Source organism: Streptomyces sp. NPDC007901, assembly GCF_042959465.1.
GTDB lineage: Bacteria > Actinomycetota > Actinomycetes > Streptomycetales > Streptomycetaceae > Streptomyces.
Map to the genome: position 1 here is coordinate 102,827 of NZ_JBIBKW010000005.1, position 14,519 is coordinate 117,345.

Sequence of the window (14,519 nt, forward strand, 5' to 3'; positions counted from 1 at the left end):
TCCACGCGGATGCCAAGGGGGGCTCCGCACGCAGGTGGCGGCCCGCCCGGTTGCGACGCGCTCACCGCCCGGAGACGTTGATGAGAAGTCTGGATCCCTCGGATCCGCCCGCCGTCGGCGGTTACCCGCTGCTGGCGCGGCTCGGGGAGGGCGGCATGGGGCAGGTCTTCCTCTCCCGCACGTCCTCCGGTCGCCCGCTGGCGCTCAAGACGGTACGGAGCGAGTTCGGCCTGGATCCCGGCTTCGAGGAGCGGTTCGCGCGCGAGATCGCCAGCAGCGACCAGGTGCGTTCGCCGTGGACGGTCTCGGTGGTCGACTACAGCGCGCCTGGGCAGCGGCCGCAGTGGCTGGCCACGGAGTACGTCGCGGCGCCCACTCTGGCCGACCGGGTGCATCGGCACGGTCCGCTGCCCGAGGCGGCCGTCCGGGCCCTGGGGGCGGAGCTCGCCGAGGGGCTCCGGGCCGTGCACCGGGCGGGTCTCGCGCACCGGGACGTGAAGCCGTCCAACGTGCTGCTCGCCCGCCGTCATCCGCTGCTCATCGACTTCGGCATCGCCCGGGCCGCCGACGACACCCGCCACACCCGCACCGGCGGTGTCATCGGCTCGCCCGGGTACATGGCTCCCGAGCAGATCACGGGCGGGGCCGCGGCGGAGCCCGGCGACGTCTTCGCGCTCGCGGCGGTGCTGGTGTACGCGGCCACCGGGCAGGGGCCCTTCCTGCGCCGCGGGGAGGAGCCGTCGGCGGCGCAGCTGCTCTACCGGATCGTCCACGAGGAACCCCGGCTCGACGACGTACCGCCGTCGCTGGTGCCGGTGCTGACGGACTGTCTCCACAAGGCACCGCAATCCCGCCCCACGGCGCAGGAGTTGCTGGAACGGCTCGGACCGGGCGCCGAGGAGTGGGCCGCGGTCCCGCCGCCTGGTCTGGCCGGGGATCTCGCCGCACGCGAGACCGAACTGCGGGCGCTGCTGGAGACGCCGACCGCCGTCACGGCGCCGCCGGTTCCGCCCGCACCGCCGGGATTCGGCCCGCCGCCGACGGCGTACGGTCCTCCGGAGACCGTCCCTCCTGCCCTCCCTTCCGCTGCCGGGAGCGGGTCGGCACGGATCCGGACGGCGCTCGTGGGCGCGGGCGTGCTGGCCGTGGTCGCGGTCGTCGCCGCGGCGACCTGGTCGGGGTGGGCCGGCGACGGACAGGGCGCGCGCGGCAAGGCCCCGTCACCGACCCCGTCCTCGTCGTCCTCGTCGTCCGGCTCGACCGCCGCCGACACGCTGCCGGCCTCCTGGGTGGGGACCTGGCAGGGTTCCGGTCCCGGCTCCACCGCGGGCGACGGGGTGTTCACGGCCCGGACGACGGGCGTGTCGGTGACGCTCAAGCTGCACGCGGCGAAGCGGGGCGGTCTGGTGGGCCGTCAGGTCAGCCATGTGACCGAGGCGGGCGGCGGCGACGACATCGGCTGCACCGAGACCCTGCGTCTGCAGGAGACGCACGCGACGACGATGGTGTTCCAGGCGGTCACCAGCACCCCCACGGATCCCTCGGTGGGTGTCGTGTGCAGGCCGGGCAACCTCTACACCCTCACCAAGGACGGGGCGGACACCCTGGCGCTCGGGGACGAGGGCAGCCAGACGGCCGGATCGCCGTCCCGCCTGCACCGCGTCACCTGACGGGCGGTCACAGCCCCGGGTCGGCCCTCACCGCAGCAGGCGCCGCTCCTTGGCGACCGCCACCGCGCCGGCGCGGGTGTCGACGCCGAGCTTGTCGTCATCCCCGGCACCCTGTTCCTGGCGGGCGGCGTCCCGGTCGACGCGCGGAACGCGCCGGTCGCCGGCATCGGGGTCGCCGGCGCGCCGTCCGGAGCCCAGGACGAGCGGTTCGCGCAGGCGGGCGCGGACGCGCTCGCACGCCGCTGACGGATCCGCGGGATCCCCCACGCCCCGACACCCGCGCACACTTTCAAGCCTGGTCTGAACCAAAGAGGAAACAAATATTGACCCGGTCGAACAGTGTGCGTAGGTTCCGGGCCGAGCCGGTCGAAGAGCTGTGTCGCCGCGCCGTCGGCGCGGCCTCCCCCACTCCAGCTTCGAAGGGACGTGCCATGCGTGGATCCCCGTCCGTCCGGAATGTCATGCGCCTGCCAACCTCACGGACACGGAGGCCGCGGGTGGTCGCCGTACTGGCCGCCCTCGGTCTCGCGTTCGGTCTGCTGCTCGGGTTCCCGGCCGCCTCACAGGCCGCGGGCTCGCTGCCGTGCGACATCTACGCGGCGGCCGGCACCCCCTGCGTGGCCGCGCACAGCGTCACCCGTGCCCTGCTCGCCTCCTACGACGGCCCGCTCTACCAGGTGACCCGTGTCTCGGACGGCGCGACCGCCGACATCGGGACGCTGACGCAGGGCGGGTACGCGAACGCGGCGGCCCAGGACGCGTTCTGCGCGAACAGCGGCGGCTGCCGGGTGACGAGGATCTACGACCAGAGCGGCCGCCACAACGACCTCACCCCCGGCCCGGCCGGCACCGCCGGCATGGGCGACGACCGGGGTGCCGACGCCTCCGAGATCGCCGTCGGCGCGGGCGGGCACAAGGTGTACGGGCTGTGGATCTCGCCGGGTGTCGGCTACCGCTACACCGGGGTCGCCTCCGGGGTCGCCGTCAACGGCCGGCCCGAGGGCGCCTACATGGTGGCCAGCGGCACCCATGTCGGGTCCGCCTGCTGCTTCGACTACGGCAACGCCGAGCGCACCCCGGCCGACACCGGCAACGGGCACATGGACGCCGTCTCGATCGCCACCACCTGCTACTTCGCACCCTGCACCGGCAACGGCCCCTGGGTGGAGGCCGACCTGGAGAACGGCATGTTCCAGGGCGACAACGGCTCCAACACGGCCAACCTGGGCAACAGCAGCACCTTCGTCACCGCCGTCCTGAAGAACAACGGGCAGACCAGGTACGCGCTCAAGGGCGGCAACTCCCAGTCGGGCGGGCTGAGCACCTGGTGGGACGGGGCACTGCCCACCCGGGGCGGCTATCAGCCCATGCAGCAGGAGGGCGGCATCATCCTGGGCATCGGCGGCGACAACAGCAACTGGAACCGGGGCACCTTCTTCGAGGGCGTCATGGTCTCCGGCTATCCCACCGACGCCGCCGAGAACGCCGTCCAGGCGAACGTCGTCTCCGTCGGCTACAGCGGCGAGACCGATGTGCCCAACGGTCCGCAGGGCACGATCACCGGGCCGGGCGGCACGTGCGTGGACGTCGCCGCCGACGACACCGGCACCAACGGCGCCGCCGTACAGCTGTGGGACTGCCAGACGTACGCCGAGGACCAGCACTGGACCCACAACCCGGACGGTTCGCTGTCCACCCTCGGCCGATGCCTCGACATCGAGAACAACGGCACGGCGGGCGGCGCCAAGCTGGAGCTGTGGGACTGCAACGGCGTCGGCGGCCAGAAATGGGTCCAACAGGCCGACGGCTCCCTCCTCAACCCCCAGTCAGGACGCTGCCTCGACTCCCCCAGCGGCGCCACCGCCAACGGCACCCGCCTGCAGATCTGGGACTGCAACGGCGCCATCGCGCAGAAGTTCTCGGTGAACGGGGGCGGGCCGGTCAAGGGGCCGGGCGGCACCTGCGTGGACGTCGCCGCCGACGACACCGGCACCAACGGCGCCGCCGTACAGCTGTGGGGGTGCCAGTCGTACGCGATCGACCAGCACTGGTACCACCGGTCCGACAACTCGCTGTCGACGCTGGGACGTTGCCTGGACATCGTGGGCAACGGCACGGCGAACGGCACCAAGGTGGAGCTGTGGGACTGCAACGGCGTCGGCGGCCAGAAATGGGTCCAGCAAGCCGACGGCTCCCTCCTCAACCCCCAGTCAGGACGCTGCCTCGACTCCCCCAGCGGCGCCACCGCCAACGGCACCCGCCTGCAGATCTGGGACTGCAACGGCGCCGACGCGCAGAAGTTCGGTCTGAGCTGAGCGTGGGCCTGGCGCTTTTCCGTCGAAGGGTGTCACTCATGCCACTGGGAGGTGGCACGGCCGCTGGTTACGTTCGGTGCGTGCCCGGCAGCGGCCGGGTGTTCCGCCGGCCGAAGGACCCGTCATGCACGCCCAGATCGTCCTGTTCGAGGGCTTCGATCCGCTCGATGTGATCGCTCCCTACGAAGTGCTGTCCGCCGGCGGGGCCGCCACCGAAGGTGCGGTGACCGTCGAACTCGTCTCGGCCGAGGGGTCCCGTGACGTGGTCGGCGGTGTCGGCGGGCTCGCGCTGCGGACCACCGCGCGGCTCGACCCGGACCGCGCCGGACTGGTCCTGGTCCCGGGCGCGGCGGGCCGTATCGGCGATCCCGCCGAGGTGCCCGACCACGAGGCCGGGGCAACGGAGTCGGGGCCGGACTCGACCGTCCCCGAACTGCTGGGCCGCACCCTGGGCACCGAACTGCCCGCGCTGCTCAAGGCCGCTGCGGCCAACCCCGACGTGCTCCTCACCGCCGTCTGCGGCGGCTCGGTCGTGCTGGCGATGGCCGGTCTGCTGGAGGGACGCCATGCCACCACGCACCACATGGGCCTGGACCTCCTCGACGCCACCGGAGCGCACGCCGTACGCGCCCGGGTGGTCGACGACGGCGACCTCGTCACCGGCGCCGGTGTGACCTCCGGGCTCGACCTGGGCCTGTACCTGCTGGAACGCGAGGTCGGCCCGCAGGTCGCACACGCCGTCGAAGAGCTGTTCGCCCATGAGCGTCGCGGCACCGTCTGGCGGAACACGGGCCCACGGCCCGCCCAATTCTGAGCCCCGTCTCTTTTTTCCCCGCACCGCACAGTGAGGAAAGACCACACACCATGTCCGCCGAAGGCACGTCGGTACCGCGCGCGGCGCGGGAGAGGAGGTCGCGCTCGACGACGTACTCCTCGACGACGGCCGGCTCACCTGGAAGCAGGCCGGGCGCCTGCCCGCCTCGAAGGTCACCGGCCGGCGCCGCGCCCTCGCGTCGTCCTCCTAGGGGCGGCGGGCGCGGATGTCGGCGAGGTTTTCCTCCGGCGGGTGCCCGCTCTTCACGTGAACGCCTTCGCACCGCACTGGGATGTGCGGGCGCGGTGCGGGTGTGCCGGGTGGCACCGCGGGAGTCGTAGGTCAGGAGAGGTATGTCTGTCACAGCCGGGACGCAGGGGCGCGGAGCGCGCGGTGGACGACGCCGAGTCGGACAGGGGTTCGCGCTGGGGACCGCTCTGGCCCTGATCGCGTTCGTCCCGCCGGCCGCCGCGAGTACGGAGGTCACCGCACCGGCGGCCGGCACGTACTCCTGGACCACCCGGGACGTGGCGCCCGGTGTCCAGGTCCGCACCGGGGTGCTCGACGACCCGCGGGCGGCCGGTGTGTGGACGGTCACCGTCCAGGCCCCGGCCGTCAACCGTCTCACCGGTGCCGCCACCTGGGCCCCGCTCGGTGACCGCGACTGGGCCGACGCCACCGCCGAACGGCTGCGGGCCGCCGGGTTCGCCCCGCGCCTGGAAGAGGTGATGTGGGACCGGTACGCCGACACCCCGCACGGCACCATGGGATGGCAGGTCAGGGTCGGACGGTATGCCACGCAGGCCGAGGCGGGCACGCTCAACTCCGCGGTGTCGGCGGCGGGTTTCCGTACGGCCGTGGAGTGGTCGGGCTACGACGGGCGGCAGTCCGCCGACGCGGAGCGCGTCCACGTCGCCGTGGTCGATCCGGCCCGGCCGGCGGGCACGGTCGAGGTGAGCGACGGCGGTGACGCCGCCGACCGTGAGAAGACGTCGACGGTGGCCGCCCGGCTGGGCTCCCTGGTGGGCGTCAACGGCGGTTTCTTCATCACCTCCGACGCGGACGGCGTCCAGGGCACCTCGGCCGGACTGTCCGTGGTGCACGGGGAGTTGCGGTCCATGGCGGCCGGCTCGCGCGCCGCGCTGATCCTCGAGGACGGTGGCCGACGGGTGCGGGTCGCGGACCTGTCGAGCACGGTCACCGTGCGCTCCGGTGCCGCCGTGCACGCGGTGGAGGGCATCAACCGGGTCCCGGGCAAGGTGCGCAACTGCGGCCGTCCCGGCGCCGTGCCCACAGCACTCCCCCGGCAGGACGTCACCTGCACCCTCGCGGACGATCTCGTGAGGTTCACCGACGCGTTCGGGGCTCCGCTGCCGACGGGAGCCGGGGTGCAGGTGGTCTTGGACGGGCACGGTGTCGTGGTCTCGCTCGGCGACCGGGGCGGTTCGGTGCCCGCCGGGGGCTCGGTGCTCCAGGGCACCGGTGCGGCCGCCGCCTGGCTGACCGAGCACGCCGAGCCGGGACATCGGCTGACGGTCCGCGAGGTCGTCCGGGACTCCTCGGGGCGGCAGGTGCGGCTGGGTCCCGACGACAGTGTCGTCAGCGCGGCGCCCACCCTGGTCGAGGACGGCCGGGTGCACATCGACGCGGCCACCGAGGGCACGCTCGACCCGCTCGACCTGTCCTTCGGCTTCGCCTGGTCCAATGTGCGCCAGCCGCGCACCCTGGCCGGTGTCGACCGCCGCGGCCGGCTGCTCCTGGTCACGGTCGACGGCCGGCAGCCCGGCGTCAGCGAGGGCTTCACGCTTGCCGAGGCCGCCGCGTTCATGCGTTCCCTGGGCGCCGTGCAGGCGCTGAACCTCGACGGCGGCGGCTCCACCGCGATGGCGGTCCACGGCACCCTCGTCAACACCACGTCGGACGCGACCGGCGAGCGCGCCGTCGGGGACACGGTCCAGGTCCTGCCGGACGTCCGGAAGGACTGACCCGGAGCGCCCCGCCCAGCGCGGTACGGGCGGGGCGCTCCTGCCGGGTCACCCGGCTACTGGTTGCTGAACGCGGCGTCGAAGGACGCCTTCGGGAGGGGCCACAGCAGCGATCGTACGAAGGTGATGGCCTCGGCGGCGCCGTGCAGGCGGTCCATGCCGGCGTCCTCCCACTCGATGGAGATGGGACCGGCGTAGCCGATGGACTCCAGGGCGCGGAAGGCGTCCTCCCAGGGGACGTCGCCGTGGCCGGTGGAGACGAAGTCCCAGCCGCGGCGCGGATCGCCCCACGGCTGGTGCGAACCGAGCACGCCGGCGCGGCCGTTGCGGGGGCGCAGCCGGGTGTCCTTGCAGTCGACGTGGTAGATGCGGTTCTTGAAGTCGGTGATGAACCCGACCGGGTCGATGTTCTGCCACATCATGTGGCTGGGGTCCCAGTTGAAGCCGAAGGCCTCCCGGTGGCCGATCGCCTCCAGGGTGCGGACGCTGGTCCAGTAGTCGTAGGCGATCTCTCCGGGGTGGACCTCGTGGGCGAAGCGCACGCCCTCGGCGTCGAACACGTCGAGGATCGGGTTCCAGCGGGTGGCGAAGTCCTCGTAGCCCGCCTCGATGACGGACGCCGGTACCGGCGGGAACATGGCGACGTAGGGCCAGATGGAGGAGCCCGTGAAGCCGACCACCGTGTCGACGCCGAGTTTGCGGGCCACGCGCGCGGCGCGCTTCATGTCCTCGGCGGCGCGCTGCCGGACGCCCTCCGGGTCGCCGTCGCCCCAGACGTACGGGCGCAGGATCGCCTGGTGCCGGAAGTCGATGGGGGCGTCGCAGACGGCCTGTCCGGCCAGGTGGTTGGAGATGGCGTGGACCGTGAGGCCGTGCCGGTCGAGGATCTCCAGGCGGGATGCCGCGTAGGCGTCGTCCTCGTCGGCGCGCTGAAGGTCGAGGTGGTCTCCCGAGGCGGCGATCTCCAGGCCGTCGTAGCCCCACTGCGCGGCGAGGCGGGCGACCTCCTCGAAGGGCAGGTCGGCCCACTGTCCGGTGAACAGGGTGACGGGGTGGGTGGCTGCGGTCATGCGGGGTCCTCCGTCTCGGGTGGGGTCTCGATCCAGGTGCCGTCCTGCGCGGCGGAGGCCAGGACGGCCTCGGTGAGCCGCGCGGCGCGCAGTCCGTCGGCGAAGGTCGGCATCCCTTCGGGGTGTCCGCCCTGTACGGCGCTGTAGACGTCGGTGACGAACGCGGTGAAGGCGTCCTGGTAGCCCAGGGCGTGGCCGGGCGGCAGGACGGACATCCGGGCGGAGTCGGGGGCGGCGGCGGTGGGGTCGCGCAGGAGCAGCCGCGACCCTTCGCGCCCGCCGATCCAGAGTTCCTCGGGGCGTTCCTGTTCGAAGCGCACGCTCTGCCGGGTGCCGTGGAGTTCGAAGGTGAGGCTGTTCTTGCGGCCGGGGGCGAGCTGGCTGACGAGCAGGGTGCCGAGCGCCCCGTTGCCGAGCTCCACGAGCAGGGCGGCGGTGTCCTCGTTGGTCACCTCGGTGCCGGCGCGCCGGCCGAAGACGGTCCGGGTGCGGGCGGCGAGGCGGTGGATGCGCTGTCCGGAGACGAACTCGACGAGGTCGCAGAGGTGGGAGCCGATGTCGGCGAACGCGCGGGAAGCACCGCCGGCCGCCGGGTCGGCACGCCAGTTGGTGTCGCCGGGGTCCAGGAGCCAGTCCTGGAGGTAGGCGGCGTCCAGGGTGAGGACCGTGCCGAGCTGTCCGTCGGCCACGAGGAAGCGGGCCTGCCGTGCCATCGGGTGGTAGCGGTAGACGAAGGGGACCGCCGCCACCCTTCCGGCCTCCCGCGCGGCCCGGACCAGGCGTTCGGCGTCCGCCGCCGTGGTCGCGAGGGGTTTCTCGCAGATGACGTGGGCGCCGGCGGCCAGCGCCGCCGACGCGTGTTCGGTGTGCAGGCGGTTGGGGCTGCACACGTGCACGACGTCGAGGTCGCCGGCCGTGGCGAGGCTGTGGGCGTCCGGCTCGGCGCGTTCGACGCCGAGGCTCCGGGCGGCCTCCTCGCCGCGTTCGGGCGTCGAGCTCGCGAGGGCGGTCGGCCGACCGCGCGCGGCCCGGCTCGCGCGGGTGTGCACGGCCGCCATGAAGCCGCCGCCGATGAATCCGGCGCGCAGGGGTGCGTTCACCGGGTGGTTCACAGGGTGGCTCCGTAGGGGTCGCGGTCCTCGGGGACCAGCGGGGGCACGGGTGCGGTGCTGGCGACGGGCACGGTCTCGCCGGAGACGACAGCCTCGTCGATGCATGTCATGGTGTCCAGGACGTGGTAGCCGAGGTCGCCGGTGGCGATGTGGGGGTGTCCGCCGCGGATCGCCCGGGCCATGTCGAGGACGCCGAGCCCGCGGCCGGCCTCGATGCCGACGCGCGGGACGGTCTCCCACTCCGGGTCCCGGTCCCGCTGCTGCACCCGCGTGATCCGGACGTCGCCGGCGAAGGTGTTGGGGTCGGGCAGGACCAGGGTGCCCTCGGTGCCGGTGACCTCGACGAACCCGGTGCGGGTGAGCGGGGAGTCGAAGCTGAACACACTCTGGCCGACCCCGCCGCCCTCGAACCGGGTGAGCGCGGAGACATGGGTGGGCACCGCCACGGTGAACTCGGTGCCGGCGCGTTCACCGCTCCGTACCGTGCGCACCTTGCGGGCGGTCGAGCCGAGCGCGGCGACCCGGTCGACCGGCCCGAACAGGCAGACCAGGGCGGTGAGGTAGTAGGGCCCCATGTCGAAGAGGGGCCCGGCGCCCTCGGCGAACAGGAACTCGGGGTTCGGGTGCCAGAGGTCGGGTCCCGCGTACTGCATCACGGTCTGCGCGGACAGCGGGGTGCCGATGTCGCCGCGCGCGATGGCCCGCCGGGCCGTCTGCAGGCCGGGGCCGAGGATCGTGTCGGGGGCGACGCCCACCCGCAGGCCCGACTCGGCCGCCCGGTCGAGCAGGGCGCGTGCGTCGGCGCGGTCGACGGCGATGGGCTTCTCGGACCAGACGTGCTTGCCCGCCGCGACGATCGCCGAGCTGACCTCCGCGTGGACGGCGGGGACGGTCAGGTTGACGACGATGTCCACGTCCGGGTGGGCGAGGACGTCCCCGGCGGTACCCCACTGCTCGACACCGTACTTGCGGGCCTGGGTCTCTGCGCGCCCGGTGTCGAGGTCGCCCACGACGGCCACGCGCAGGTCGGGGAAGGCGGTGAGGTGGGTGAGGTACTGGTCGCTGATGTTGCCGGCGCCGATGAGGCCCACACCGACCGGGTTCCGTGCCGCCATCAGGCGATGCCCTTCCCGTGGAGGTAGGCGACGCCGGCCGCGATGCCCTCGAAGATGTCGCCGTCGTAGTGGTCGAACTCGAGGATGGCGTACTCGGCGTGCGGGGCCGCGTCCAGCGAGGCGTCCAGCGGAATCCGGCCGCGGCCCGCCGGGACCTGGCCGGTGTCGGCCGGGTCGAAGGGGGCGCCCGAGGTGAACGGGTCGTCGATGACGGGGCCGTCCTTCACGTGCAGGGCGCGCACCCGTGAACCGAGGCGGTGCAGCAGGGAGACGACGTCGTTGCCGCCCGCGGAGGCCCAGAACAGGTCGATCTCCAGGGCGACCTCCGGGTTCAGGAGGTCGGCGAAGTGGTCGAAGGCGTTGACCCCGGCGACGGTGTGCACGAACTCCTGCGAGTGGTTGTGGTAACCCACCCGGAGCCCGTGGTCGGCGGCGCGCTCGGCGGCCTCGTTCAGGAGGGTGGCGGTGCGGGTGATCTCCTTCTCGTCGGCCCACCGGGACGCGGGGACGAACGGGTCGAAGAGGATCTCCAGGCCCAGGCGGCGGGCGGCCCGGAAGGTGTCGTCGAGGGCGTCCGGCGATGCCCCGTCGGGCGACAGGAAACCGGCGTGTCCGGTCCGTGCGGACAGGCCCTGGGCGGCAAGGGCGTCGGCGAGTTCGTCGGCGCGGTCCACGAAGCCGAAGACCTCGACGTTGCTCAGTCCCAGGGCGGCCAGGCGGCCGAGGGTCGCGGCTTCATCGGCCTGCAGAGCCTGGCGTACGGAGTAGAGCTGAACCGACAGCTGTGGTGTCGACATGAGGAACTCCTCTCGTGGCGGACGGCCGACAACAGAATACCGACAGGGGTGCTGGTTTCTAGAGGTGGTTAGCATCTCGTTCATGGCAAGGGAGACGGCGGCGCGGCCGGGGACGGCCCCACGGAACTACCCCAAGGGGGAGCGCCGGCGCGCCCAGATCATCGAGGCCGCGTTCACCGCGTTCGGACAGGTCGGCTACCGCAACGCGAGCATGGTCCAGCTCGCCGCCGCCTGCGGTGTCTCGCGCGCGGGGCTGCTGCACCACTTCCCGACGAAGGAGTCGCTGCTGGAGGCGGTCCTGGAGGAACGTGACCGGCAGGACGGCGTGGACTTCTTCCAGTCGGGTGCGGTCGCCCACGACGGCCTCGCCTACTTCGCGAGCATGGTCCGGCTCCTCGCGCACAACCAGGCCCACCCGCTGATCGTGAGCCTCTTCGCCGTGCTGTCGAGCGAGGCCACCGCGGCGGACCACCCGGCGCGCCCGTACTTCGTCGCCCGCTACGAACGCACCCGCCGGGAGATGCAGGTGGCCGTCGACGACCTGACCCGACGTGATCTCCTGCGCCCCGGCGTGGAAGCGTCGGGGCTGGCGGCGGACCTCATCGCGTTCATCGACGGCCTGCAGATCCAGTGGCTGCTCAGCCCGGACGCCATCGACATGCCGGCCCATCTGCGCACCATGCTGCGCAGGCTCATCCGCGTCGAACTCCCCTAGCCGTCCCGCCCGTTCGAACTCCCTCAGCCTCCCGCCCCATCGACCAGCTCCGAGAGGACGAGCCGTCGTGGATGTGTACGAAGCCGTGGACAGCCGCCGGGCCGTGCGGGCGTTCAGTGACGAGCCGGTGGACCGCGAGGTGCTCGATCGGGTGCTGGCCGCGGCGGCCCGGGCGCCGTCGAGCGGCAACCTCCAGCCCTGGCGGGTGTACGTGGTGACCGGCGAGCCCCTGGCCGAACTGAAGCGACGGGCGACGGCCAGGGCCCGGGCGGGCGACCCGGGCGACGAGCGGGAGTACCCGATGTACCCGGCCGAGCTGGGCCCGCCGTACCGGGACCGTTTCGCGGAGGCGGCGGCCCAGCGGTACGCGGCGCTGGGCATCGAACGCCACGACCCGGACCGGCCCTTGAAGATCGCCGCCCTCAACTCGGAGGCGTTCGGGGCACCCGTCGTGCTGTTCTGCTACCTCGACCGGACCATGGGCCCCGGGCAGTGGGCGGACGCCGGGATGTACCTGCAGACGGTCATGCTGCTGCTGCGGGCCGAAGGGCTGCACAGCTGCCCCCAGGTGATGTGGACGATGTACCGCGAGACCGTCGGCCGGCTGGTCGGGGCCGCCGACGGACTCGTGCTGCTCTGCGGTGTCGCGGTGGGCTTCGAGCGGCAGGGCGTGCCACCGGTGCGCACCGGACGGGCGGACCTGGCGGAGACGGTGCGGTTCATCGGGATGTGACCCGGGGCCGGTGAGCTTCGGTTCGGCCGTGTGCTTGAATGCCCGCCATGGACGGCTCCGCCCGCATGTGGATCAGCGCGATTCCCTCGCTCGACCCGGACTACCGGGCCGTGATCCTGGACCTCGACCACACCTCCTCCGATCCGGCCGAGCGCATGGCCGGCATGCTGCTGAACCGGGGTCACGAGGGCGAGGAGGGCGTGTTCTACCTGCTGCCGCACGATCTCTCGGCCCGCTACGAGCGGACCGGCGACCGGCTCGCCGTGTCCCTGCTGGCCTACCGGAGCCTCCTCGCCGACGACCTGACCTCGCATCCGGCCGATCTGCGCGCCCACCTCGACTCGCTCCCCCGCGATCCCCTGGACGAGGACCGGGTCGTCCTCGTGCGCCGCGAGACCGTCAGCGATTTCGTACCCGCCGAACGGGACGGTTTCCGGCAGCCGGTCGCGCTGATCGGCCACGGCTACGGACCGGTCTCCCTGGCCGAGTTGCTCGACTTGTTCGAGAAGCTGGAGGTGGGTGTCGCCGTCGTCGCCGCACCCGAGCCGCCACCGGTCTGACCGACCGATCGGCACCCGGCACCCGGCGTCCCGGTCACACCCCGAACAGGCGCGCCGCGTTGTCGTGGCACACCGCCCGCAGCCACTCCGGTCCGAGGTCCAGACGCTCCAGGGCCTGGAGCTGATGCAGGTAGGGATAGGGGATGTTGGGGAAGTCGGAGCCGAGCAGGATGCGGTCGCCCAGGCCGGCGACCCGGGGCAGGGCACGGCCGGGGAACGGCATGAACTGCTCGGTGAAGTCGGTGAACGCCATCGTCGTGTCCAGCCGCACCTCCTCGTAGCGCTCGGCGAGGCCGAGGAACTCCTCGTACTCGGGCATCCCCATGTGCGCGACGACCAGCCGCAGTCGCGGATGCCGGGCCAGCACCCGGGCGATCGACTCGGGACCGGTGTGCTTGCCGGGCGCGGGACCGGAGCCGCAGTGGATCACGACCGGTGTCCCGGCGTCGGCCAGCAACCCCCAGGCCGGGTCGAGAAGTTCGTCGGCCGGGTCGTAGGCCCCCACCTGGACGTGCGCCTTGAACACCCGGGCGCCCGCCTCGACGGCCTCGCCGACGTACGTCTCGACGCCGGGCTCGGGAAAGAGGGTCGCGGTGTGCAGGCAGTCGGGGGTACGGCCCGCGAAGTCGGCGGCCCACGCGTTCAGCCAGGTCGCCATGGAGGACTTGTGCGGGTAGAGCATCGAAGTGAAGGCCCGGACGCCGAACTCCCGCAGGAGTGCGGTCCGTTCCGCCTCCTTCTTGCGGTAGGTGATCGGCCACTCCAGACCGCCGATCAGCGGTCCGTTCGTGTCGAAGTAGTTCCAGACCTTGTGCAGCACGCGCTCGGGCATGAAGTGCGTGTGGACGTCGACCAGTCCGGGCAGACCCAGCCGCTCCGTGAAACGGCGTACCTCTCCGGCCTCCGCGGCACTCACACCCGCCCCCGCACCGGCGGCCTCGCTCGGCACCGGTGTTCCCGCCGGGTGGAAGTGGCCGTGGGCGGGGGCGGGTTCGGCAGGGCCTGCGGGTGCCGTGCGGTGATCGTTCATACCGCCCACGATCGGTACTGCCGGACGACGCGTCCAGCCCGTCCCGGGCGGCTGCGCGTGAGGGAATCATCACGCGACGGTGGCGACCTCCGTGACCGCACGAGGACGTGGAGGGCGGCACCCACGCGCAGGGGTGCCGCCCTCCCGGCACATCCCCTCAGGACAGGTAGCCCTCCACCTCGGACGCCGGACGGACGCTCGCCCCGGTGGGGTCCTGCCCCGCCGCGACCCGGGCCCGGCGCTGCCGGAGCAGGTCCCAGCACTGGTCGAGCTCGGTCTCCAGGCGGGCCAGGCGGGCGTGCTCGGTCGTCCCGTCGATCTCCTCCTGCGCCAGGCGGTCACGCAGGTCCTTCTCCTGGCTGATCATTTCCGTGATGCGGCCGAGGATCTCCTTCTCGGCCTCGGCCTCTGGTCCTGTCATGGCTGCCTCTTTCCGGACGACAAAGTGGTGCGGAGTACGACGGGGCGCCCACCGTATCGTCCGCCCCTCTCCCCCACCTTCTCCCACCCGGCTCCCGGGCGCATCGGTCAGTCGCCCCGATCCGCTGTGGCCGTCCGGCGCCGGGTGTACGGTGATCGACGGAAAGCGGTTGCTGAAAGCCG

At 72.8% G+C, this 14,519-nt stretch carries 13 protein-coding genes and 2 pseudogenes; 8 read left to right on the plus strand and 7 right to left on the minus strand.

Features of this window, described 5'->3' with window-relative positions:
- Positions 1–80 precede the first annotated feature (80 nt).
- Positions 81–1,670 (plus strand): protein kinase, encoded by a 1,590-nt coding sequence (locus tag ACFZDK_RS18185; protein WP_390973578.1) that lies wholly within the window; start codon positions 81–83, stop codon positions 1,668–1,670.
- 27 nt (positions 1,671–1,697) lie between these two features.
- On the opposite strand, the pseudogene ACFZDK_RS18190 reads toward ACFZDK_RS18185, so the two are convergent.
- Positions 1,698–1,766: pseudogene (locus ACFZDK_RS18190) on the minus strand (DNA-binding response regulator); the annotation flags it as partial.
- Positions 1,767–1,769: 3 nt separating this feature from the next.
- On the opposite strand from ACFZDK_RS18190, the pseudogene ACFZDK_RS18195 reads away from it, so the two are divergent.
- The 4 genes and pseudogenes from ACFZDK_RS18195 to ACFZDK_RS18210 all read left to right on the plus strand — a co-directional run.
- Positions 1,770–1,916, plus strand: a pseudogene (locus ACFZDK_RS18195) (heme-binding protein); the annotation flags it as partial.
- Between the two features lie 215 nt (positions 1,917–2,131).
- Positions 2,132–3,985: an arabinofuranosidase catalytic domain-containing protein gene (locus tag ACFZDK_RS18200; RefSeq protein WP_390973580.1), complete on the plus strand. Its 1,854-nt coding sequence runs from the start codon at positions 2,132–2,134 to the stop codon at positions 3,983–3,985.
- 124 nt (positions 3,986–4,109) lie between these two features.
- The gene (locus ACFZDK_RS18205) at positions 4,110–4,799 is read left to right on the plus strand and encodes a DJ-1/PfpI family protein (RefSeq protein WP_390973582.1); all 690 of its coding nucleotides are present in this window, start codon (positions 4,110–4,112) and stop codon (positions 4,797–4,799) included.
- 353 nt (positions 4,800–5,152) lie between these two features.
- Positions 5,153–6,784 carry a phosphodiester glycosidase family protein gene (locus tag ACFZDK_RS18210; RefSeq protein ID WP_390973584.1) on the plus strand — a complete coding sequence of 544 codons (1,632 nt, stop codon included), beginning with the start codon at positions 5,153–5,155 and terminating at the stop codon, positions 6,782–6,784.
- A 56-nt stretch (positions 6,785–6,840) separates the two neighbouring features.
- On the opposite strand, the gene ACFZDK_RS18215 is transcribed toward ACFZDK_RS18210, so the two are convergent.
- Genes ACFZDK_RS18215 through ACFZDK_RS18230 form a run of 4 tightly spaced genes read right to left on the minus strand, consistent with a single transcriptional unit; the run spans position 6,841 to position 10,878 of the window.
- Positions 6,841–7,854, minus strand: a complete 1,014-nt coding sequence (locus ACFZDK_RS18215) for a TIM barrel protein (RefSeq protein ID WP_390973586.1) — start codon at positions 7,852–7,854, stop codon at positions 6,841–6,843.
- Positions 7,851–8,966, minus strand: a complete 1,116-nt coding sequence (locus ACFZDK_RS18220) for a Gfo/Idh/MocA family oxidoreductase (RefSeq protein ID WP_390973587.1) — start codon at positions 8,964–8,966, stop codon at positions 7,851–7,853. The genes ACFZDK_RS18215 and ACFZDK_RS18220 overlap by 4 nt, the downstream gene beginning before the upstream one ends.
- The gene (locus ACFZDK_RS18225; RefSeq protein ID WP_390973588.1) at positions 8,963–10,081 is read right to left on the minus strand and encodes a Gfo/Idh/MocA family oxidoreductase; all 1,119 of its coding nucleotides are present in this window, start codon (positions 10,079–10,081) and stop codon (positions 8,963–8,965) included. Before ACFZDK_RS18225 ends, ACFZDK_RS18220 begins: the two co-directional genes overlap by 4 nt.
- Positions 10,081–10,878, minus strand: coding sequence for a TIM barrel protein (locus ACFZDK_RS18230; protein WP_390973590.1), 798 nt, complete (start codon positions 10,876–10,878; stop codon positions 10,081–10,083). Before ACFZDK_RS18230 ends, ACFZDK_RS18225 begins: the two co-directional genes overlap by 1 nt.
- 82 nt (positions 10,879–10,960) lie before the next feature.
- Here ACFZDK_RS18230 and ACFZDK_RS18235 point away from each other — a divergent pair, with 82 nt between their 5' ends.
- From ACFZDK_RS18235 to ACFZDK_RS18245, 3 genes are all read left to right on the plus strand, one after another.
- A complete protein-coding gene (locus ACFZDK_RS18235) occupies positions 10,961–11,593 on the plus strand; it encodes a TetR family transcriptional regulator (protein ID WP_390973592.1) in 633 nt (210 codons plus the stop codon).
- 67 nt (positions 11,594–11,660) lie between these two features.
- Positions 11,661–12,326, plus strand: coding sequence for a nitroreductase family protein (locus ACFZDK_RS18240; protein WP_390973594.1), 666 nt, complete (start codon positions 11,661–11,663; stop codon positions 12,324–12,326).
- Between the two features lie 47 nt (positions 12,327–12,373).
- A complete protein-coding gene (locus ACFZDK_RS18245; protein WP_390973596.1) occupies positions 12,374–12,886 on the plus strand; it encodes a hypothetical protein in 513 nt (170 codons plus the stop codon).
- Positions 12,887–12,920: 34 nt separating this feature from the next.
- Here ACFZDK_RS18245 and ACFZDK_RS18250 read toward each other — a convergent pair whose 3' ends face one another.
- Positions 12,921–13,916, minus strand: coding sequence for an amidohydrolase family protein (locus ACFZDK_RS18250; protein ID WP_390973598.1), 996 nt, complete (start codon positions 13,914–13,916; stop codon positions 12,921–12,923).
- A gap of 157 nt (positions 13,917–14,073) precedes the next feature.
- Positions 14,074–14,337 (minus strand): DUF2630 family protein, encoded by a 264-nt coding sequence (locus ACFZDK_RS18255; protein ID WP_390973600.1) that lies wholly within the window; start codon positions 14,335–14,337, stop codon positions 14,074–14,076.
- Between the last annotated feature and the right edge of the window lie 182 nt (positions 14,338–14,519).